This is a genomic window from Parasphingomonas zepuensis (assembly GCF_036663735.1).
Taxonomy (GTDB): Bacteria; Pseudomonadota; Alphaproteobacteria; order Sphingomonadales; family Sphingomonadaceae; genus Sphingomonas.
Genome location: NZ_JAXOJO010000002.1, coordinates 1 through 20,013, shown reverse-complemented (window position 1 = coordinate 20,013; position 20,013 = coordinate 1). Strand labels below are relative to the sequence as shown.

At 66.5% G+C, this 20,013-nt stretch carries 18 protein-coding genes; 10 read left to right on the top strand and 8 right to left on the bottom strand.

Going from position 1 to position 20,013, the window contains the following annotated elements; genetic code table 11:
* Positions 1 to 177 precede the first annotated feature (177 nt).
* Entirely contained in the window at positions 178 to 1,131 is a 954-nt protein-coding gene (locus U1769_RS06545; RefSeq protein ID WP_332713791.1) for an isopenicillin N synthase family dioxygenase, read from the top strand.
* A gap of 82 nt (positions 1,132 to 1,213) precedes the next feature.
* Positions 1,214 to 2,503, top strand: coding sequence for a homoserine dehydrogenase (locus U1769_RS06540; RefSeq protein ID WP_332713789.1), 1,290 nt, complete (start codon positions 1,214 to 1,216; stop codon positions 2,501 to 2,503).
* 72 nt (positions 2,504 to 2,575) lie between these two features.
* On the opposite strand, the gene U1769_RS06535 is transcribed toward U1769_RS06540, so the two are convergent.
* The 5 genes from U1769_RS06535 to U1769_RS06515 form a co-directional block, all read right to left on the bottom strand.
* Positions 2,576 to 2,965, bottom strand: a complete 390-nt coding sequence (locus tag U1769_RS06535; protein ID WP_332713786.1) for a hypothetical protein — start codon at positions 2,963 to 2,965, stop codon at positions 2,576 to 2,578.
* Between the two features lie 152 nt (positions 2,966 to 3,117).
* On the bottom strand, positions 3,118 to 3,459 hold the full coding sequence (locus U1769_RS06530; protein ID WP_332713783.1) for a hypothetical protein: 342 nt from the start codon (positions 3,457 to 3,459) through the stop codon (positions 3,118 to 3,120).
* Complete coding sequence (locus U1769_RS06525) at positions 3,456 to 3,917, bottom strand: hypothetical protein (protein WP_332713780.1); 462 nt, start codon at positions 3,915 to 3,917, stop codon at positions 3,456 to 3,458. Before U1769_RS06525 ends, U1769_RS06530 begins: the two co-directional genes overlap by 4 nt.
* Positions 3,918 to 3,973: 56 nt before the next feature.
* The gene (locus tag U1769_RS06520; RefSeq protein WP_332713777.1) at positions 3,974 to 4,411 is read right to left on the bottom strand and encodes a CoA-binding protein; all 438 of its coding nucleotides are present in this window, start codon (positions 4,409 to 4,411) and stop codon (positions 3,974 to 3,976) included.
* Between the two features lies 1 nt (position 4,412).
* Positions 4,413 to 5,375, bottom strand: a complete 963-nt coding sequence (locus tag U1769_RS06515; RefSeq protein ID WP_332713775.1) for an Mrp/NBP35 family ATP-binding protein — start codon at positions 5,373 to 5,375, stop codon at positions 4,413 to 4,415.
* A gap of 70 nt (positions 5,376 to 5,445) precedes the next feature.
* Between U1769_RS06515 and hflK the strand changes: the two genes are divergently transcribed.
* The 4 genes from hflK to U1769_RS06495 all read left to right on the top strand — a co-directional run bounded on the left by hflK (position 5,446) and on the right by U1769_RS06495 (position 10,845).
* A complete protein-coding gene (hflK, locus tag U1769_RS06510; protein ID WP_332713772.1) occupies positions 5,446 to 6,573 on the top strand; it encodes a protease modulator HflK in 1,128 nt (375 codons plus the stop codon).
* Complete coding sequence (hflC, locus tag U1769_RS06505) at positions 6,570 to 7,433, top strand: protease modulator HflC (protein ID WP_332713769.1); 864 nt, start codon at positions 6,570 to 6,572, stop codon at positions 7,431 to 7,433. The genes hflK and hflC overlap by 4 nt, the downstream gene beginning before the upstream one ends.
* Before the next feature lie 109 nt (positions 7,434 to 7,542).
* The gene (locus tag U1769_RS06500) at positions 7,543 to 9,081 is read left to right on the top strand and encodes a Do family serine endopeptidase (RefSeq protein ID WP_332713767.1); all 1,539 of its coding nucleotides are present in this window, start codon (positions 7,543 to 7,545) and stop codon (positions 9,079 to 9,081) included.
* 99 nt (positions 9,082 to 9,180) lie between these two features.
* Entirely contained in the window at positions 9,181 to 10,845 is a 1,665-nt protein-coding gene (locus tag U1769_RS06495; RefSeq protein WP_332713764.1) for a helicase HerA-like domain-containing protein, read from the top strand.
* Positions 10,846 to 10,907: 62 nt separating this feature from the next.
* Here U1769_RS06495 and U1769_RS06490 read toward each other — a convergent pair whose 3' ends face one another.
* A complete protein-coding gene (locus U1769_RS06490) occupies positions 10,908 to 13,151 on the bottom strand; it encodes a TonB-dependent receptor plug domain-containing protein (protein ID WP_332713762.1) in 2,244 nt (747 codons plus the stop codon).
* 117 nt (positions 13,152 to 13,268) lie between these two features.
* Between U1769_RS06490 and U1769_RS06485 the strand changes: the two genes are divergently transcribed.
* Positions 13,269 to 14,285 carry a phytase gene (locus U1769_RS06485; protein ID WP_332713759.1) on the top strand — a complete coding sequence of 339 codons (1,017 nt, stop codon included), beginning with the start codon at positions 13,269 to 13,271 and terminating at the stop codon, positions 14,283 to 14,285.
* 64 nt (positions 14,286 to 14,349) lie between these two features.
* Positions 14,350 to 15,558 (top strand): M20 metallopeptidase family protein, encoded by a 1,209-nt coding sequence (locus U1769_RS06480; RefSeq protein WP_443030331.1) that lies wholly within the window; start codon positions 14,350 to 14,352, stop codon positions 15,556 to 15,558.
* Between the two features lie 49 nt (positions 15,559 to 15,607).
* Here U1769_RS06480 and U1769_RS06475 read toward each other — a convergent pair whose 3' ends face one another.
* Together U1769_RS06475 and U1769_RS06470 are read right to left on the bottom strand one after the other, a co-directional pair.
* Positions 15,608 to 16,879 carry an MFS transporter gene (locus U1769_RS06475; RefSeq protein WP_332713753.1) on the bottom strand — a complete coding sequence of 424 codons (1,272 nt, stop codon included), beginning with the start codon at positions 16,877 to 16,879 and terminating at the stop codon, positions 15,608 to 15,610.
* On the bottom strand, positions 16,876 to 17,322 hold the full coding sequence (locus U1769_RS06470; RefSeq protein ID WP_332713750.1) for a MarR family winged helix-turn-helix transcriptional regulator: 447 nt from the start codon (positions 17,320 to 17,322) through the stop codon (positions 16,876 to 16,878). The genes U1769_RS06475 and U1769_RS06470 overlap by 4 nt, the downstream gene beginning before the upstream one ends.
* 116 nt (positions 17,323 to 17,438) lie before the next feature.
* On the opposite strand from U1769_RS06470, the gene U1769_RS06465 reads away from it, so the two are divergent.
* Positions 17,439 to 17,855, top strand: coding sequence for a hypothetical protein (locus U1769_RS06465; RefSeq protein WP_332713747.1), 417 nt, complete (start codon positions 17,439 to 17,441; stop codon positions 17,853 to 17,855).
* Positions 17,856 to 17,925: 70 nt separating this feature from the next.
* Positions 17,926 to 19,875, top strand: a complete 1,950-nt coding sequence (locus U1769_RS06460) for an OPT family oligopeptide transporter (RefSeq protein WP_332713743.1) — start codon at positions 17,926 to 17,928, stop codon at positions 19,873 to 19,875.
* Positions 19,876 to 20,013 lie beyond the last annotated feature (138 nt).

The window sequence follows — 20,013 nt, the reverse complement described above, 5'->3', positions numbered from 1 at the left end:
GACGGGGTACCAAGTGTCAGACTTTGATCATCAGGTTCGCGACACCCGCAATCTCCCAAATTTGTCAGTCACGCCATCAGCCATCGTCGGGGTGAGACGGAGCGTCTTGTAGCGCGCCCTGTTCGTGCCGGGGCGATGGCGCTATCATGCGCGATTAGCCATCACGGACAGTTCGCCATGCTCGACACCCCCTCCGCCCAGGTTCCCGCGCTTTCCCTGAAGGACGAAGCCGCCGATCCCGACGCCTTTGCCGCCGCGCTCGGCGGATCGTTCGAGCGCTTCGGCTTCGCGGTCATCGCCGATCACGGCATCTCGCAGGACCTGATCGACCGTGCCTGGGCAGAGACCAAGGCGCTGTTCGACCTGCCCGAGGAAGAGAAACGCCGCTATTTCACGCCGGAGGGCGCCGGGCAGCGCGGCTACACGCCGTTCAAGACCGAGATCGCCAAGGACGCCAAGCTGGTCGACCTGAAGGAATTCTGGCATATCGGCCGCGAGCTGCCGGCCGGCCACCGCTTCTCCGCCGGCATGCCCGCGAATATCTGGCCTACCCGGCCCGAAGCGTTCAAGCCGATTTTCCTCGAACTGTTCGAAGCATTCGACCGCGCCGGCGACCGGCTGCTGTCGGCGATCGCGCGGCATCTGAAGCTGGCGCCCAACTGGTTCGATAGCGCGGTCGAGGACGGCAATTCGATCCTGCGCCTGCTCCATTATCCGCCGATCCCGATCGACGCCGAGGGCGTCCGGGCGGGCGCGCATGAGGATATCAACCTGATCACCCTGCTGCTCGGTGCCGAGGAAGCCGGGCTCGAGCTGCTCGATCGCGACGGCCACTGGCTCGCGATCAAGCCGCCGCAGGACGCGATGGTGGTGAATGTCGGCGACATGCTGCAGCGCCTGACCAACCATGTCCTGCCCTCCACCACGCACCGCGTGGTCAATCCGCCGCCCGAGCGGCGTGGCCATGCGCGCTATTCGATGCCGTTCTTCCTCCATCCGGCACCGGATTTCCTGATCGAGACGCTGCCCAGCTGCATCACGCCGGACAATCCCAACCGCTATCCCACGCCGATCACCGCGCACGACTATCTTCACGAGCGGCTGGTCGAGATCGGCCTGATCAAGAAATAATTTGTCGCCCTGCCGGGCTTGTCCCGGCATCGGCCCCTCCGCTAGGCCGGAATCCTTCCGGATAACGAAGGTGGAAAGACGAATGACCAAACCCCTGCGCGTCGCGCTCGCCGGCCTCGGCACCGTCGGCGGCGGCGTGATCCGGCTGATCGACGCCAACGGCGCGCTGATCGCGCGCCGGGCGGGCCGCCCGATCGAGATCGTTGCCGTCTCCGCCCGCGACCGCGCCAAGGACCGCGGCGTCGATATCGGCCGGTTCGAATGGATCGACGACACGACGGCACTCGCCCATCACGAGGGCGCCGACGTCGTGGTCGAACTGGTCGGCGGCTCGGACGGCCCGGCGCTCACCCTCGCCCGCGCGACGCTCGCCGGAGGCAAGAGCCTGGTCACCGCGAACAAGGCGATGCTCGCCCATCACGGGCTCGAGCTGGCGCGCGCCGCCGAGGCCGCCAAGGTCGCGCTGAAGTTCGAAGCTGCCGTCGCCGGCGGCATTCCGGTGGTGAAGGGCCTGCGCGAAGGCGCCGCGGCGAACGAGATCGCGCGGGTCTATGGCATCCTCAACGGCACCTGCAATTTTATCCTGTCCAAGATGGAAGCGGAAGGCCGGGACTTCGCGGAGGTGCTTGCCGAAGCACAGGCGCTTGGCTTTGCCGAGGCCGATCCGAGCTTCGACATCGACGGCGTCGATGCGGCGCACAAGCTCTCGATCCTTGCCAGCCTGGCGTTCGGAACGCGGCCGGCCTTTGCCGATGTCGCGACCAGCGGCATCCGCCATCTGCTCGGCGCCGACATCGCGGAGGCGGCAGCGCTCGGCTACCGCGTCCGGCTGATCGGCATCGCCGAGGACGGCCCTGGCGGGCTATTCCAGCGCGTCCATCCGCATCTGGTGCCGATCAGCCATCCGCTGTCGCACGTAACCGGGGCTACCAACGCCGTGGTTGCCGAGGGTAATTTCGTGGGCCGGCTGTTGTTCCAGGGTGCCGGCGCCGGCGACGGCCCGACTGCCTCGGCGGTGGTTGCCGATCTGATCGACATTGCCCGCGGCGAGTTCGGCCCGGCCTATGCGATGCCCGCCGAATCGCTCGCGGTACATACCCCGGCCGACACCGGCGAGCGGCGCGGCCGCGCCTATGTGCGCTTCACCGTCGCGGACAAGGTCGGCGTGCTGGCCGAAATCGCCGCGGCGATGCGCGACGCGGGCGTCTCGATCGAAAGCCTGATGCAGCGCGGCGCGATGGCCGACGGCAGCGTACTCGTCGCGATCGTGACTCATGAGGGGCCTGAACGCGCAGTAGCTCAGGCGCTGGAGAAGCTGCGCGGATCGCAGAGCCTGGCAGGCCAGCCGATGTGGATGCACATCCTGGCCTGAGGGCGCTTATGGTTGGAAATTCGCGGAAGAGCGAATTTCATAGGCGGCACCAGGCGCGTTTCCAACAGCCGCTTAGCGGAGCACTGCCTCAGCCGGTACGCCGGGCGCCGGCTCACCGATCCGCACGATCGTGTGGCCCTTGCCCTGGCAGATCGTCTGGCCGATCAGCGCGCAACGCGTGCCGTCCTCGGCCAGCGCCATGTCCTTGTCGGTGGGTTCCTGAACCTGGGGCAGCGGCAAGCGGTAGCGCGACTGCGGCGTGCCGGTCACGCATATGGACTCGCCGCCACATAGGGTGGATTGCGGTTTAATCACGGACAGCGAAATCGGACGGCGCGCCCTGCGCGCCTTGCGGGATAGCTTGACGGTGCGCACCACGCGGGCCGGATGCTTGACCCGGACCCGATCGGCGACCGGCGGCGCCATCATCAGCAACATCGTCATCACCAGCATCGTCATCATCCCTGATCGGTCTTCCCGGGGGATCATAACGCCCGGAGATGAATAGGTTTCCCGCTAGAGCAGGCTGCGTTAAATACGCACTTCGCCTGCTCTAGATATTGTTGTCGCATCGTTTTTGCGAAAAACCGGTTCCCACTTTTTCGCACGATGCTCTAAGGCGCGAGCGGGCGTTCGCCGGCGAAGCTGACGCCGGCGGTGCCTACGGACACGCCGACCTTGCCGCATCCGACCAGGAAGACCGATTTTTCCTGACAATTGGATGTGCGGGCCAGCATGCGTTCGCGCTCCATCGGTACGCCTTCATCCTTCGGATCATCGGCGTCGCGCTCGATGAGGGGGACGCGATACCGGTCGGCGGCGCGGCGACCGCAGACCGTCACTTCGTCCGGCTCGCCCGTTGCCGCACAGCGCGGGACGACGGCGGTCTTCTCGCGATACCGCGCCATCGCGTCGTCCGGAGTGGCCTGGAGCAGAAGCAGCAGGGCGAGCGTCATTGCGGCGACGCGGCCGGGGTCGATGGCGGCGCGGGATCGTCGAGCGGAATGGGAATGCGGTTCGACCGGTCGGGGCGCTTGCGAACGAGGTCCTTGGCGAGATCGACTGCGCCCATCACCAACGGTACGATCGGCGGACCGAATCCGACGATGCAGCCGCCCTGCCGCGCCGCGCACGGGGTTCCTTCGATCGCAAGCGCCTGCGAGCCGCTGCGAAAGGGGTTGGAAGGCCTGGGTCCGTCGGGAATGGCTTCGTTGGGGAGGGGCATGCGCTGGCTCGGCAGCGGCTCGCCGCAGACCACGATATCCTTGCTGCCGTCAGCCTCGCCCTCCCCGTTCGCGGTGCGACCCGGGCGGCACGGTTCGTTGGGTACCGGCAGGAGAATCGACCACTTCAACGGTTCATGGGCGGCAGCGGGGGCCGCCTGCAACGCAATCATGGCGAGGACGGCCAGCATGATGATGCTCCCTGGGTGGAGCCGGCATCATGACGGACCGCCCCGCCGGGCGCAAGCTAGGCGGGGCGTCCGTTGGGCACTACGCCGAGCCGGGGAATCTCGATCGCCGGACAGCGATTCATCACCACTTTCAGCCCGGCCGCTTCGGCCCGGGCGGCTGCTTCCTCGTTCACCACGCCGAGCTGCATCCAGACCGATTTCGCGCCTGCCGCGATCGCCTGATCGACCGCTTCGCCGGCCGCGGCGGAATTGCGGAAGATATCGACCATGTCGATCGGATCGCCGAGCTGGGAGAGATCGCGAAACACGAATTCGCCGTGCACATGCTCGCCGGTGATCTGCGGATTGACCGGGATCACGCGATAGCCATGCGACTGCAGAGTCTGCATCACGCGATAAGAAGGCCGATCGGGCCGATCGGACGCGCCGACCAGCGCGATCGTGCGGGTCTGTTCGAGCAGCGCCTTGATGTCCGCATCGCCGGTGAGTGGCATCCTATGCTCCCTGTTCGATCCAATGGAATACGCGTTGCGCAATCCCGTTGAACGCGAGCGCCTCGCCACCGTTCCCACTCGCCGGGGGCGTGCCGCCATCCGACGCGGTGCGAATCGCGATGTCGAGCGGGATTCTTCCCAGAAACGCGATGCCCAATTCCTGCGCCGCCGCCTCCGCGCCGCCGCGGCCGAACGGATCGGAGACCTCGCCGCAATGCGGGCAGGCATAGCCCGCCATATTCTCGATCAGGCCGATGATCGGGACGCCGGCCTTGACGAACAGGTCGATCGCCCGGCGCGCGTCGATCAGCGCCAGGTCCTGCGGAGTCGACACGATCACCGCGCCGGCCGGCTTGTGCTTCTGGATCATCGACAGCTGTACGTCGCCGGTGCCCGGCGGCAGATCGATCACCAGCGTATCCTGCGCGGCCCAGTCGGCGTCGATCAGCTGGCCGAGCGCGTTCGCCGCCATCGGCCCGCGCCATGCGATCGCCTGATCGGCCGCGACGAGTTGGCCCATCGACAGCAACGGCACGCCGAAACGCGTCGCCACTGGTTCGAGCAGCTTGTCCTTCGCCGTCGGCCGCGTTCCTTCGACCCCCATCAGCTTGGGCTGCGACGGCCCGTAAATGTCGGCATCGACCAGCCCGACGCGGCGCCCGAGCCCCTGCAGGCCGATCGCGAGATTGGCGGAGACGGTCGATTTGCCTACCCCGCCCTTGCCGCTCGCCACCGCGATCAGCACGCGACGCGTGCGCTGGCTGGTCTGCGCGATGCGCACCGTCGCGATCCCGGGCACGCCCGCCGCCGCGGCCCGCGCATCGCGTTCCATCGCGTCGCGCGTCGCCTCATCCAGCCCGGTCACGTCGAGGATGATACTGGCACGGTCGCCTTCGATCCGCGCCGTGGCGCGCTTTCCGGCAATGGGTTCCAGGGCAGCGTCGAGCAGGGCAATGTCTGTCATATCGGGGCAGATAGGGCGGTTGAGGACGCTTGCCACTGTTTTTCCGCGGCCGCCCTCCTATAAAGGACTCATGACGATCCTTCCCCGCTGGCTTCAGCGTTCCATCATTCTGCAATCCGACAATCCGAAAGGCCCCTGGGGCGGCGGAGGGGATAAAGGCGGCTCCGGAAGCGGATCGGGCGGCAACAATGATGGCCCGCGCAATCCCTGGTCGGTGCCTCCGGCCGGACGCCCGCGGAGCGCTGGCCCGAGCGCACTCGACGAATTCCTGCGCCGTGCGCGCGGCAATGGTGGCGGTTCGGGTGGCGGCGGCCGCCCGCGCATCCCCGGCACGCCAAGCGCCCGTTCGCTGTGGTTCATCGGCGTCGGGCTGATCCTGCTGGCGTGGATCGGCTTTACCAGCTTCCATGCGATCGCCCCGCAGCAGCGCGGCGTCGTCACCTATTTCGGCCGTTATGCCGGCACGCTCGATCCCGGCTATCGCTTCACGCTGCCCGCGCCGTTCGCCGACGTGACCAAGGTCGACGTGCAGAATTTCCGGACCGAGAATTTCCCGGAGGGCGGCGGCGAGGCCGAGAACCTGATGCTGACCGGCGACCGGAACATCATGAACCTGTCTTTCTCGGTGCGCTGGAACATCGCCAGCCCCGACGACTACGTATTCCAGATCAAGGATCCGCCGGGCACCGTACGCGCCACCGCGGAAAGCTCGATGCGCGAAGTCGTCGCGAACATGACGCTGGACCAGGCCATCGGCTCGGGTCGTCCGAGGATCGAAGCGCAGGTGCAGGAGCGGATGCAGCGCATCCTCGACGAATATAAATCCGGCATCCGCATCCAAGGCGTCGCGGTGAACAAGGCAGTCGCGCCTCAGGCCGTCAGCGAGGCGTTCAAGAAGGTGACGGCGGCGCAGCAGAACGCGGTCGCGGCGCGAACCGCTGCGCAGGGCTATGCGCGGCAGCTCATCGCCCAAGCGGAGGGCGAGGCAGCGCAGTTCGACCAGCAATACAGCCAATACAAGCTTGCGCCCGAGGTGACTCGTCGGCGCATGTATTACGAGACGATGGAGGGTGTCCTGGCCAAGACCGACAAGACGATCGTCGAGGCGCCGGGCGTGATGCCGTATCTGCCGCTATCGCAGAGCGCCAGGAAGCTTCCCGATGCGGACGTCACCGTAAACGGAGCAGCGCCGCGATGAACGCCACCTTTTTCCGCAACCCGATCGCGATCGGCATTCTGGCCCTGCTCGCCGTCATCCTGCTGGCGAGCACCCTGGCGATCGTGCCCGAGACCAAACAGGCAGTGATCCTGCGGTTCGAGCAGCCCGTCGGCAAGCCGGTCAACGCCTATAGGCGCGGAGAGGTCTTCGGCAGCACCGGCGCCGGCCTGATTGCCCGCGTACCGTTCATCGACCGCATCGTGTGGGTCGACAAGCGCGTGCTCGACGTCGATTACGACAACCAGCAGGTCCTGTCGTCCGACCAGCTTCCGCTCGAAGTTGACGCCTATGCACGCTTCCGCGTGGTCGATCCGTTGCGCATGGTGGTGACCGCCCGGTCGGAACAGGGCGTCACCGACGCGTTGCGCCCGCTGCTCGGCACCTCGATCCGCAACGAGCTGGGCAACCAGCCCTTCGCTACCCTGCTCACGCCCGAGCGCGACGAGGTGATGGACAATATCCAGGCCCGACTGCAGCGGCTGGCCTCGCAATATGGCGTCGAGATCGTCGACGTCCGCATCAAGCACGCCGACCTGCCCACCGGCACGCCGCTCGACTCCGCCCTCAACCAGATGGCCACCTCGCGCGACCAGCAGGCGCTGACCATCCGCGCCGAGGGGCTGAAGCAGGCGCAGATCATCCGCGCCGAGGCTGAGGCCCGTGCGTCGAACATCTACGCAACCGCGTTCAACCAGGATCCGGACTTCTATGATTTCTACCGTGCGATGCAGTCCTACCGCCGCACGTTCGGCACGGACGGATCGACGCCGACGGGATCGACATCGCTTATTCTTTCGCCGAACAATGCCTATCTGAAGGAATTCCAGGGCCGTCGCTGATCCTGAGGTTCAATCCCCAGGTTCAGGGCGCCCATATTCAATCGCCGTTCAGCAACCATCCGCAACAGGAATGGTTGTCGCGATCGGCAGACGAGAGGAAATGACCCAAGTGCGTTACGCTTACGCCATCACTGGTGCCCTGCTTCTGAGCGGTGCCGCCGCCGCCATGACGCTGGATGCGCCACTCGCCGGTCAGGTTGCCCAGAACGAACCAGGCACGATCGCCGCCGCCGCGCCGAAGGCCGGCGCCCCGATGAGCTTCGCCGATATGGTCGCCCGGCTGCAGCCGGCGGTCGTCAACATCTCCACCACGCAGCGGGTCACCGTTCAGCAGCCGACCAACCCGTTTTCGGGCACGCCCTTCGGCGATCTGTTCGGCCAGTTCAATGGCGGCGAGCAGGGCGGCACCGGCCAGCCGGTCACGCGCGAGGCCCAGTCGCTCGGATCGGGCTTCATCATCTCGCCCGACGGCTATGTCGTGACCAACAACCATGTGATCGCGGCCGGCGCCAAGGGCGCCACGGTCGAATCGATCAAGGTCACGCTGCCCGACCGCAAGGAATATACCGCCAAGCTGATCGGCCGCGATCCCGCGTCCGACCTGGCACTGCTCAAGATCGAAGCCACCGGCCTGCCCTTCGTGAAGTTCGGCGATTCGGCTCGTGCGCGGGTCGGCGACTGGGTCGTCGCGATCGGCAACCCGTTCGGCCTGGGCTCGACCGTCACCGCCGGCATCGTATCGGCGCTGCACCGCGTGACCGGCCAGGGCGGCGCCTATGACCGCTTCATCCAGACCGATGCGTCGATCAACCAGGGCAATAGCGGCGGCCCGATGTTCGATCTCAGCGGCAATGTGATCGGCATCAACTCGCAGATCCTGTCGCCGACCGGCGGCAATGTCGGCATCGGCTTTGCCATCCCGGCGGAGGAAGCCAAGCCGATCATCGACACGCTGATGAAGGGCACCGCCGTCAAGCGCGGCTATCTCGGCGTCGGTATCCAGCCGCTCACCGACGACATGGCAGCCGCGCTGGGGCTGCCGGCCAATCAGGGCGAGATCCTCGCCCGGATCGAGCCGGGCGAGGGCGCCGACAAGGCCGGGCTGAAGCAGGGCGACGTCGTCGTCCGCGTCGGCGGCAAGGACGTGACGCCGGACCAGACGCTCAGCTATCTCGTGGCCAACACCCCGCCCGGCACGCGCGTGCCGATCGAGGTCGTCCGCGACGGCAAGCGCCAGACGCTCACCGCGCTCGTCGGCACGCGTCCCTCCGAGGAAGCGCTCGCCAGCATCAACGGCGGCGAGGATGACGGCTTGCCCGAGAGCGGCCCGCAGACGGGCCAGGCCGCCAGCGCCAGCGCGATCGGCCTGTCGGTGCAGGCGCTGACCCCGGCGATCGGTCGCAGCCTCGGCCTCGATGCAACCGTGCAGGGCCTGGTGATCGTCGCGGTCGATCCGTCGAGCGATTCGGCAACCAAGGGCCTGCAGCGCGGCGACGTGATCCTCTCCGCCAACCGCGTTCCGACGCGCACCACGGCCGATCTGTCGGCGGTGATCAGCCAAGCCAAGGCGGCCGGCCGACCCCAGGTTGCACTGCTGGTGCAGCGGGGCCGGAACCCCGGTCGCTTCCTCGCGGTGAAAATCAAGTAACTGCCTTTCCCTCCCCGCGCACCGCGCGGGGAGGGATTTTACCCGGCTTCCGTCCCGCCCTGAAAAGCGCGATACCCCCCTCCCAACTCCGGAGGACTTATGGCGGACGGCACCAGCATCTTCATCGGCAGCAATGCGAACGGGCAGCGCCAGCAGCTCGAGCTCAAGCGCGCCAACCGCCACGGGCTGATCGCCGGCGCGACCGGCACCGGCAAGACCGTCACCATCCAGGGTATCATCGACGGCTTCTCCGCCGCGGGCGTCCCGTGCTTCGTCGCTGACGTGAAGGGCGATCTCTCCGGCCTCGCCATGGCCGGATCGCCGACCTCCAAGATGCACGAGATCTTCGCCGCCCGCGCGAAGGAGATCGGCTATGACGACTGGTCCTATGCCGACAACCCCGTGCAATTCTGGGATCTGTACGGCGAACAGGGCCATCCGATCCGCACCACCATATCGGAAATGGGGCCGCTCCTGCTCGCCCGGCTGATGGACCTGAACGAAGTCCAGGAGGGCGTGCTGACCATCGCCTTCCATGTCGCCGACAAGGACGGCATGCTGCTGCTCGATCTCGACGATCTCCAGGCGATGCTGGTCAGCTGCGGCGAGCGGGCCGACGAACTCACCACCACGCTCGGCAATGTCTCGAAGCAGAGCATCGGCGCGATCCAGCGGTCGCTGCTCCAGCTGCGCAGCCAGGGCGGCGAGAAATTCTTCGGCGAGCCGGCGCTGACGATGAGCGATTTCATCGGGCTGGACGATCGCGGCCGTGGCATCGTCAACATCCTCGCCGCCGACAAGCTGATGGCCAGCCCGAAGCTCTACGCCACGTTCCTGCTGTGGCTGATGAGCGAGCTGTTCGAGCATCTCCCGGAGGTCGGCGATCCCGACAAGCCGGTGCTCGCCTTCTTCTTCGACGAAGCGCATCTGTTGTTCGCCGACGCGCCCAAGGCGCTGCTCGAGAAGATCGAGCAGGTCGTGCGGCTGATCCGCTCAAAGGGCGTCGGCGTCTATTTCATCACCCAGAATCCGATCGACATCCCCGACACCGTCGCGGGGCAGCTCGGCAACCGCGTGCAGCATGCGCTGCGCGCCTTCACCCCGCGCGATCAGGCCGCGGTGAAATCGGCGGCGACCACTTTTCGCGCCAACCCGGGCGTCGATGTCGAAAAGGCGATCACCGAGTTGAAAGTCGGCGAGGCGCTCGTCTCGCTGCTCCTGCCCGATGGCGCGCCCGCGCCGGTCGAGCGCACGCTGATCAAGCCGCCGCGCTCGCGCGTGGGGCCGGTCACGCCGGTCGAGCGCGGCGTGATGATCCAGACCGATCCGGTCGGCGCGAAATACGACACGCTGATCGATCGCGAATCCGCCGAGGAACTGCTCGCCGCCAAGTCGCACGAGGCAAGCGCCGCCGCCGCCGAGGCAGCAGCGAAGACCGAGGCCGACAAGGTCGCGGCGCTGCAGGCCAAGGAAGATGCCCGGGCCACCAAGGATGCGGAGCGCCAGCGCATCGCGGATCAGCGCGAGGCGGATCGCCAGGCCAGGCTCGTGGCCCAGCAGCAGAAAGAGGCCGAACGCGCCGCTGCGAACTCGCCGTGGAACCGCGCGATCACTTCGGCCACCCGCTCGGCCTCCTCGGCGGTCGGCCGGTCGGTCGCGACTGAGGTATCGAAGGCAGTGTTCGGTTCCTCGCGCGGGGCCGGCGCCGGCATCGTCGGCGGACTGGTGCGGGGGATCCTGGGCGGGTTGTTCAAGGGGCGCTGAGAAACCACGCATCGATATTCTTCCTTCCCCGGCGCAGGCCGGGGAAGGAAGAATGGCACGCCTCAGAACGCCGCGCGCAAGGTCACCTGGTAAAGCGGCCCGGCATTCTCGCGCTCCAGCTCGAATTCATCGACATCGCCGGCACGGCGATTGGCGAGGATCTCGGCATAGGAATCGCCGTCATATTTCAGGAACGCTTCCTTCTTGGAACGGCGCAATATGTCCTGCACCGAGAAGCGCACGACGAAATGCTTGCCGATCCGCTTTTCGAAAAATGCTTCCAGATCGGGATCGTAGGTCAGTTCGACCGTTTCGTCGAAATTCGATTCCAGCGCCTTGCTGCGGCCCGACACCGTCGCGCCGAAGCTTGCGTCGAGTGCCTTCAGCGTCTGGATGAAGCCGACATTGTAGACATGGTGCGGCTGGTTGTTGAACCGCCGCTTCTCGCCCGTGAAGGGATCGCGGATCGAACTGTCGAGATAGGTGTAGTTGGCGAACAAACCCGTGTCCGGCATGCCGATCACGTCGAGCGGCGCGGAGAAGTCGACTTCCGCACCCCATGTCTTGCCGTCGCCGATGTTGCGTGGCGTGAACAGCTGGCCGTCGGGATTATCCGGATTCTCCCCCAGCGCGACGAGCTCGATCACGTCCTTGACGTCGCGGTAGAAGAAATTGACGCCGATGATACCCTTGCTGCCCAGCCGCCGCTCATAGCCGAGATCGACGCCCCAGGCCTTCTCGTTACGAAGGCCGGGATTGCCCCGGGTCGTGTCGTCGTCGCCCGGAGATTCCTCCCGCTCAATCGGCGACACCGAATCATAGCTCGGCCGCCGTACCGTCCGCGCGATGGAGGCGCGGAACTGGTCGGCGCTGGTCGGCGCGTAGCGAAGATGGAGCGACGGATTAAGCGTCTCGGCATTGTAGCTGACGGTCGGCAACGCATCGCCGGAAACCGTGCGACGCGTAATCTCGTAGCGCAGCCCGGCATCGATCGACACCGTCGAGCTCGGTTCGAAGGTAAACCGCGCATAAGGATCGTAGCGGTTCTCCTTGACCTTGAACTCGCCGCTGAGGAAGTCACCGTCGTTCAGCCCGTTGCGCAGCTTGTGGAACAGGTCGACGCCCAGCTTGAAGCGCGCGGTGTCCGCTCCGAAACCGAGATTTACCGTACCGGTATATTCGTCGTCCTTAATATGGATGCTTTCGATCTCATCGAGTTCGAGATCGCTCAGATCCTCCTCACTGCCTTCATACGTCGTGGTCGTGGTGTTCTCGCGATATCCCGACCAGCCTGCGGCAAGACCGAGGTCCGCGAAACCGAGTGGAATGCGTGCGTCCGAGGTGAGTGCGTACGTGCGCTGCTTGATCTTTTCGTGCTGCGTCTCGGCGCCGTCGAAATCGAGATCGGCATCCTCATAGGTCAGCGAAACCTCGTCCTCCTTGCGGTTGGTATCGACGAAAAATCCCTGAAGGCGCACAAAGCCGTCATCGCCGATCGCGGTCTTGATCTCGGCGCTGCCCGACAGATCGCTGCCGTCGCGCGTGTCGTCCTGCAGCTCGGTGTCGCTGAATTCCGGGTTGGTCTTGTCGAGCGGGCCGGTGGTGAAATCGTCGAAGCGCAGCGACACCTTCTTCTTGGCGTTGCGGCGTTCCTGATAATTGAGCGCAGCCCAGTAGGAGGTGCGATCGCCGAGCGTGCCGGCATAGGCCGCCGCCAGCGACGGGCGGACCTTGCCGTCCTTGTTGACCAGCGCGCCGACCTTGGCGAAACCGCCGTTGAACGTCGCGGCTTCCTTGGTCACGATGTTCAGCGTGCCGGCGACGCCCTCGCTCGGCTGGTCGGCGCGGGGCGAGCGGACGATCTCGATCTTTTCCACCAGCTCGGCCGGGATGCGATCGACGAAGAAGCTGCGATCGGCTTCGCCGCCGGGGGCACGGCGGCCGTTGATCAGCACCTGGGTATAGCCGGCGGGCAGGCCGCGGAACTGGACGGCGTCATATTCGAGCACGTCCGACGTGAACGTCACGCCCGGCACGCGCTTGAGCATTTCGCCGACCGAGACCGGTTCGAAGCGCTGGAAATATTCCAGATCGTAGGACAGCACCGGATTCACGTCCTCGGTGCGGTTGCGGAACGCGATCTGGCCGGTGACGATGATGTCGCTCGAGCGCGCGGCATCGCCCTCGGTTTCGGCCGCTTCCTGCTTCTGCTCCTCGCCAGGCACTTCCTGTGCAATGGCGCCGTCGATCGGCAGGAGCATCGCGGCCAGCGCGCAGCCTCCCAGAAACATTCCCTTGCGACCCATGATAGCCCCCTTTGGTGACGGAATTTGACCCGGATATCGGCGCGTGCGAACGGGCGCCTCGGGCAATGCCGTTAGGAGTGGAACATGTCGTCGCAGCGAAATCTCGGTTGCATTTCAATGACATTTTTGTTTCTATCCGGTTGCGCGACGACCGAAATTCCGCTTTCCAAGCGCATCGCCAACGCCCTGCCAGCAGCCAACGTCCACGCATCGGGAGAGACCGAAGCGGTCGCGACCGCCAACGCCGATGCAGCTGACGATCCGGCGATCTGGCGCAACGCGGCCAACCCGGGGGCCAGTCTGATCGTCGGCACCGACAAGAAGGCGGGGCTTTACGTCTATGGCCTCGACGGCAAGGTCCGCGACTTCAACGATGCCGGCCGGGTCAACAATGTCGCCCTGGCCGAAAGCGACGGCCGGATCGTCGTCGCAGCGAGCGACCGCAACGATCCTCTCAATGCGCAGGTCGCGTTGTTCACGCTGGATCCGACATCGGCAAAGCTGACGGCGCTTGGAAAAGTGGCGGCCGGCGCGGGCGAAGCCTATGGCATCTGCCTCTACCGCGCGCCCGAGGCACTCTACGCCTTCATGGTCGCCAAGGACGGGACTATCCGCCAGCTCGCGCTCGATCTGACCGGCGCCGCGCCGCAAGCCCGGATCGTCCGCACGATGAAGCTCGCGACTCAATCGGAAGGCTGCGTGGTCGATCCCCGCAGCGCGCGGCTCTATGTGGCCGAAGAGGATGTCGGACTGTGGCGCTTCGACGCGCGCGCCGACGGCGCCGTCGCCCCGGTCAAGATCGCAGCCGCCGACGGCAAGCAGATCGTGGCCGATGCCGAAGGCGTGGCGATCGCGCAGGACGGCGACAATGGCTATCTCGTCGTCTCGAGCCAGGGCGACAATGCCTATGCTGTGTACCGCCTTGCCGACGAATCCTATGTCGGCCGCTTCCGGATCGCGCCCGGCGCCTTCGGCGCGACCGAGGAAACAGACGGCATCGAGATCGCGACCGGCGACTTCGGACCGGCCTTTCCCGATGGGCTGATGGTTGCGCAGGACGGGATGAACGCGCCGCGCGCGCAGAATTTCAAGCTGGTCGGCTGGCGCGAGATCCGGCGCGCGCTGGGGTTGTAAGCCGCGCCGAGGGGCCTAGGCTGGCCGTCCGGCAACGCTGTGAAGGACTCGCTCGATGGACGCCATGCTTGATTCGCGACAGGATTGGGGCGCGGCTGGCGAGGCCGAACTGGCGGAGATCGTAGAGCTGCGCCGGGCGATCCATGCCGATCCCGAGATCGGGCTGCATTGTTCGCGCACGACCGCGAAGATCAAGGCGGCGCTGGCCGGGCTACCATTGGAATATCGCGACAGCAGCTCGACCTCCGGCTTCGTCGCGATCCTGCGCGGCGGCAACGATAATGGCCGCACCGTGTTGCTGCGCGGCGACATGGATGCGCTGCCGATGCAGGAGGAAACCGGCTTGCCCTTCGCGTCGCAGGTGCCGGGCGCGATGCACGCCTGCGGGCATGACGCGCACAGCGCCATGCTGGTCGGCGCTGCCCGCGCGCTCTGCGCCCGGCGGGAGAGCCTGTCCGGTACGGTCGTCTTCATGTTCCAGCCCGGCGAGGAAGGCCATCACGGCGCCCGCTTCATGATCGAGGACGGCCTGCTCGACGATCCCCGGCCCGAAGCGGCGTTCGCGCTGCACATCCTGCCCAACGCGCCCGCCGGCGTCGTGCTGAGCCGCCCCGGCGCGCTGCTCGCCTCGACCGACGCGCTCAATTTCACGATCCGCGGCAAGGGCGGCCACGCGGCGATGCCGCATGACGGGATCGATCCGATCCCGGTGGCATGCGAGATCGTGACCGCGCTCAGCGCCCTCGTCGCCCGGCAGATCCCGGTGACGGATCCCGCGGTACTGTCGATCACCCAGATCAACGCCGGCTCGGCCTATAATATCGTGCCAGACGAGGTGAAGCTGAAGGGCACGCTGCGCACGCTTTCCAACGCGACGCGGAACAAGGCGCGCGAGGGCCTGACGCGGATCGCCGAGCATATCGCCCTCGCCCATGGCTGCACGGCCGAGGTGGTGATCGACGACGGCTATCCAGTGACGATGAACGATCCCCGCGCGCTGGCGCTGCTGCGCGGCGCGGCCGAGCGGCTCGGCGGCGCGGAATCCTGGCACAGCATGGCCGCGCCGATCATGGGCGGCGAGGATTTCTCCTATGTGCTGCGCGAGATTCCCGGCGCGATGGCGTTCATCGGCGTGGCGCCCGAGGGCAGCGATGCGGCGACCAACCCGCCGCTGCACAATACCCGCATGACGATCGAGGAAGCAGTCATGGCGCGCGGCGTGGCGCTTCACTGCGCGGTCGCCGAGCAATTCCTCGACCATGGGCTCGACTGAGGCATCAAACTTGGCGCCCGATTCTCCACGGTGAATCTACGGCAGTGGATCAGGCCGGCATCGCCCTGCGCCGCCCGGCCAGCCCGGTCCCGACGATCAGGATCGACGCCGCCACAGCGAACCCGCCGGCGATGAGAAAGGCCGGCAGATAGGTCCCGGTCTGCTCGCGGATGACGCCGGCGCCGAACGCCGCGGTCGCCGCACCGATCTGGTGGCCGACCATGATCCAGCCGAACACGATCGGTGCATCGCGCTCGCCAAAGGACAGGTTGGCCAGCTTCACCGTCGGCGGCACCGTGGCGATCCAGTCCAGCCCGGAGAAGATCGCAAAGATCGTCAGGCTCACCGCGCCGAAATCGATGAAGGGCAACTCCAGCAAGGACAGGCCGCGCAACCCGTAATAGACGCAGAGCAGCTTGCGCGGATCGTAGCGGTCGGTCAGCCAGCCGGATGCGGTCGTGCCGACCAGATCGAACAGGCCCATCATCGACAACAGGCCAGCCGCGGCAACTGGCGCGATGCCGTGATCGCCGCAGAATGCGATCATATGCGTGCCGACCAGCCCGTTGGTCGTCAGGCCGCAGACGAAGAAAGTCCCGAACAACAGCCAGAAGACCCGCGTGCGCCCGGCGCGGAACAGCGCCTCGAAGGCGAGCATCGGCGTCGCGGCCTGCTTCAGCGGCGGGGGCGGCGCGCTCTCCTCGGTCTCGCCGAAGCGGCGGATGCCGACATCGCCGGGTCGCTCGGGCACGAAAAACAGCACGAGCGGGATCAGCGCGGCACTGGCGACGCTGACGGCGATCGCCACCGGCCGCCAGTCACCCAGGCTCGACAACCAGGCCAGCACCGGCAGGAATATCAGCGCACCGGTCGCGGTGCTCGCGCTGAGCATGCCCATCACCAGCCCCTGCCGAGTCGCGAACCAGCGATTGACCACTGCCGCACCGAGCACCGACGCCACCGCGCCGCTGCCCACGCCCGACAGCACGCCCCAGCTCAGCACATAATGCCACGGCTCGGTCATCCACAGGCTGGCGAAGGTCGCGGCGGACATGATGGCGAGGCCGGCGAGCATGGTCCGCTTGATGCCGAACGACATCATCAGCGCCGCCGCGAACGGCCCGACCAGCCCGTAGAGGAAGATGCCGACCGCCGCCGAGAAGGAGATGGTCGCGCGGTCCCAGCCGAAATGCAGTTCGAGCGGCACCATCATCACGCCGGGCGCCGAGCGCAGGCCGGCCGACACCAGCAACGCGATGAAGGTCACCGCTACGACGATATAGGGGAAGGACCGGCCGGACAGGCGGACTGGACGCATCATGCTTCCTTGCAATCACCGGCGACGTCGACGACGCCGCGCAACAGAGTTTCAAGCTTCGCCCAATCGCCAGCGCCGAGCGCGCCGATCAGTCGTTCCTGCGCGGCGATCCACGGCGCGGTCGCCGCTTCCATCGCGGTGCGCCCGGCGTCGGTCAGCGACGCGATCCGCGCCCTGCCCTGCGGCGCGCCGGCGATCGCGATCCAGCCCTGGCGTTCGAGCGGCGCAAGCGCGCGGTACAGCGAGGTGCGGTCCATCACCAGCGCCTCGGCCAGCCGGCTGAGCGGCACCTCCCCGCCGCGCGCGACGTGGCGCAGCACGGAGAATTGGGCGATGGTCATGCCGGTGTCGCTCAGCGCCTCGTCATAGATGCGCGACACTGCGCGGGCAGCCTTGCGCAGGGAGGTGCAGGCGCAGGGAGAATCGGACGGAGCGGCTGTAGTCACAATCGTGATGTATATGCATCATATAGATGGGGTCAACGACGGAAAAGCGCCGGCGGACGACTGTCCAGCTCCCCCGAGCTGTGGCATCGTCGATCGACTACCCGGGGGAGTGGCGAATGACCGATCGACCAGCCAATATGCTGTGGCTCTATTTCCGCAGCATTGCCGCGGTGCTCACCGGCTTCATCCTCATCGTCATGACGCATACCGGCACTGACGAGATCATGCACGCCACCGGAATCATCCCACGCGGCGCGATGTGGAGCCCGTGGCACAATCTTCTCGCCCTTGCCTATCGCTGCCTCTTCACCGTGGCGGGCGGCTTCGTCACTGCCTGGCTCGCGCCGCGCGCGCGGATGCGGCATGTGATCATCCTCGCGGTGATCGGGACTTTCGGTGGAATTGCGGGGGTGATGGCGAGCTGGGGCCTGAACCTCGGGCCGAGATGGTATCCGATCGCGCTCGCGGTGACGGCATTTCCGGCGGTGTGGCTTGGCGGGTGGTTGTTCGAGAGGCGGTACGGGCGGTCCTAACTAAGACCCCGCAAACCCGTCTCTACAGAAACCACTGTCCCGCACCTGCCCACTTATGCCACATAACCCCATGCAAGCATCCACGACCCCGGCCGCCCGTCCGCTCGCCGAGCTGACCATCCGCGGCATCATCCTGGGCGGGCTCATCACCGTCCTGTTCACCGCCGCCAATGTCTATCTGGGGCTGAAGGTCGGGCTGACCTTCGCCACCTCGATTCCGGCCGCGGTGATCTCCATGGCGATCCTGCGCTTCTTCAAGGATGCCAACATCCTGGAGAACAACATCGTCCAGACGATCGCGAGCGCGGCCGGCACGCTGGCGGCGATCATCTTCGTGCTGCCCGGCCTGATCCTGGTCGGCTGGTGGACCGGCTTCCCTTACTGGACGACCGCCGCGGTCTGCGCGGTCGGCGGCATCCTCGGCGTGATGTTCTCGGTGCCGCTGCGCCGCGCGCTCGTCACCGGATCGGACCTGCCCTATCCCGAGGGCGTCGCCGCGGCCGAAGTGCTCAAGGTCGGCGCCGCTGAAGACGGCGATGTCGAGAACGCCAAGGGCCTGCGGGTCATCATCCTCGGCTCGTTGGCCGCCGCCGGCTTCGCCCTGCTCGCCGCGATGAAGCTCGTCGTCGGCGAGGCGGTGAAGAACTTCCGCATCGGCTCGAGCGCGACCGGGCTGTCGACCAGCTTTTCGATGGCGCTGATCGGCGTGGGGCATCTCGTCGGCCTGTCGGTTGGCGCGGCGATGTTCTTCGGCATGATCATCGCCTGGGGCGGGCTGATGCCCTATCTGACCAGCGGCGTGCCGGGCGAGCTCGACACCGTCGTCAGCACCGTGTTCCGCAACGACGTGCGCTTCATCGGTGCGGGCACGATCGGCGTCGCGGCGATCTGGACGCTGCTCAAGATCCTCGGGCCGATCATCGGCGGTATCCGATCGGCGCTGGCCGCATCGCGCGCGCGCCAGGGCGGTTCGATCCTCGAACTGACCGAGCGCGACCTGCCGATCGGCATCGTCGGCGCCTCGATCCTCGCGACCTTGCCGCCCATGGCCTATCTGCTGTGGAGCTTCTCGGCCGGCGGACCGATCCACGATCATGGCTTCGCGGTGATCGCCGGGACGATCCTCTATATCCTGATCATCGGCGTCGTGATCGCGGCGGTGTGCGGCTATATGGCCGGCCTGATCGGCGCGTCGAACAGCCCGGTCTCCGGCGTCGGCATCCTTGCCGTGCTCGGCGCATCCTTGCTGCTCGTCGCGATCTACGGCCACAGCACCGACATCGCCCAGACCAATGCGCTGATCGCCTATGCGCTGTTCACCACGGCGATCGTCTTCTCGGTCGCGACCATATCCAACGACAACCTCCAGGATCTGAAGACCGGGCAACTCGTCGGGGCGACACCGTGGAAGCAGCAGTTTGCGCTGGTGCTCGGCGTGATCTTCGGATCGCTGGTGATCCCGCCGGTGCTCGACCTGCTCAACACCGCCTTCACCTTCCAGGGCGCGCCAAACGCCAAGGAGACCGCGCTCGCGGCACCGCAGGCGGCTTTGATCTCGTCGCTCGCCAAGGGTGTGCTCGGCGGCGATCTGGACTGGCGGCTGATCGGCACCGGGGCAGGGATCGGTGTGGCAGTAATCTTCCTCGACGAAATGCTTGGCCGGGCGGGCAAGATGCGGCTGCCGCCGCTCGCTGTCGGCATGGGCATCTACCTCCCCATGGCGCTGACCCTGCTGATCCCGGTCGGCGCGCTGATCGGCCATTTCTACGATCGCTGGGCGAAGCGGACCAGCAACCCCGCATTCGCCGAGCGGATGGGAACGCTGGCTGCAACCGGCCTGATCGTGGGCGAGAGCCTGTTCGGGGTGGCTTTTGCCGGGATCGTCGGTGCTACGGGCAGCGATGCGCCGCTGGCGATCGTGGGTGCCGGCTTCGGGACGATCGCGCTGTTCGCCGCACCGGTGGTGTTCGCGGGGCTGATCTGGCTGCTCTACAACCGGACCAAATCGATGGCGCGGTGATCTGTTCGCCCCTCCCCTTCAGGGCAGGGCTATCGCATTTGGGCGATGAGTGTTGAGAGGTAGTCGTCGCTCCACCCTGCGCGTTTGATTTTGGCGCGGATGGAGAGCTTTCGAGGGTCGTGCTGTAGCAGGTTGAGG

Excerpts from the sequence above, each read along its gene's own strand:
- U1769_RS06545 (WP_332713791.1), top strand. The coding sequence starts at position 178 with ATGCTCGACACCCCCTCCGCCCAGGTTCCCGCGCTTTCCCTGAAGGAC.
- U1769_RS06540 (WP_332713789.1), top strand. The coding sequence starts at position 1,214 with ATGACCAAACCCCTGCGCGTCGCGCTCGCCGGCCTCGGCACCGTCGGC.
- U1769_RS06535 (WP_332713786.1), bottom strand. The coding sequence starts at position 2,965 with ATGATGACGATGCTGGTGATGACGATGTTGCTGATGATGGCGCCGCCG.
- U1769_RS06530 (WP_332713783.1), bottom strand. The coding sequence starts at position 3,459 with ATGACGCTCGCCCTGCTGCTTCTGCTCCAGGCCACTCCGGACGACGCG.
- U1769_RS06525 (WP_332713780.1), bottom strand. The coding sequence starts at position 3,917 with ATGCTGGCCGTCCTCGCCATGATTGCGTTGCAGGCGGCCCCCGCTGCC.
- U1769_RS06520 (WP_332713777.1), bottom strand. The coding sequence starts at position 4,411 with ATGCCACTCACCGGCGATGCGGACATCAAGGCGCTGCTCGAACAGACC.
- U1769_RS06515 (WP_332713775.1), bottom strand. The coding sequence starts at position 5,375 with ATGACAGACATTGCCCTGCTCGACGCTGCCCTGGAACCCATTGCCGGA.
- hflK (WP_332713772.1), top strand. The coding sequence starts at position 5,446 with ATGACGATCCTTCCCCGCTGGCTTCAGCGTTCCATCATTCTGCAATCC.
- hflC (WP_332713769.1), top strand. The coding sequence starts at position 6,570 with ATGAACGCCACCTTTTTCCGCAACCCGATCGCGATCGGCATTCTGGCC.
- U1769_RS06495 (WP_332713764.1), top strand. The coding sequence starts at position 9,181 with ATGGCGGACGGCACCAGCATCTTCATCGGCAGCAATGCGAACGGGCAG.
- U1769_RS06490 (WP_332713762.1), bottom strand. The coding sequence starts at position 13,151 with ATGGGTCGCAAGGGAATGTTTCTGGGAGGCTGCGCGCTGGCCGCGATG.
- U1769_RS06485 (WP_332713759.1), top strand. The coding sequence starts at position 13,269 with ATGACATTTTTGTTTCTATCCGGTTGCGCGACGACCGAAATTCCGCTT.
- U1769_RS06480 (WP_443030331.1), top strand. The coding sequence starts at position 14,350 with ATGCTTGATTCGCGACAGGATTGGGGCGCGGCTGGCGAGGCCGAACTG.
- U1769_RS06475 (WP_332713753.1), bottom strand. The coding sequence starts at position 16,879 with ATGATGCGTCCAGTCCGCCTGTCCGGCCGGTCCTTCCCCTATATCGTC.
- U1769_RS06465 (WP_332713747.1), top strand. The coding sequence starts at position 17,439 with ATGACCGATCGACCAGCCAATATGCTGTGGCTCTATTTCCGCAGCATT.
- U1769_RS06460 (WP_332713743.1), top strand. The coding sequence starts at position 17,926 with ATGCAAGCATCCACGACCCCGGCCGCCCGTCCGCTCGCCGAGCTGACC.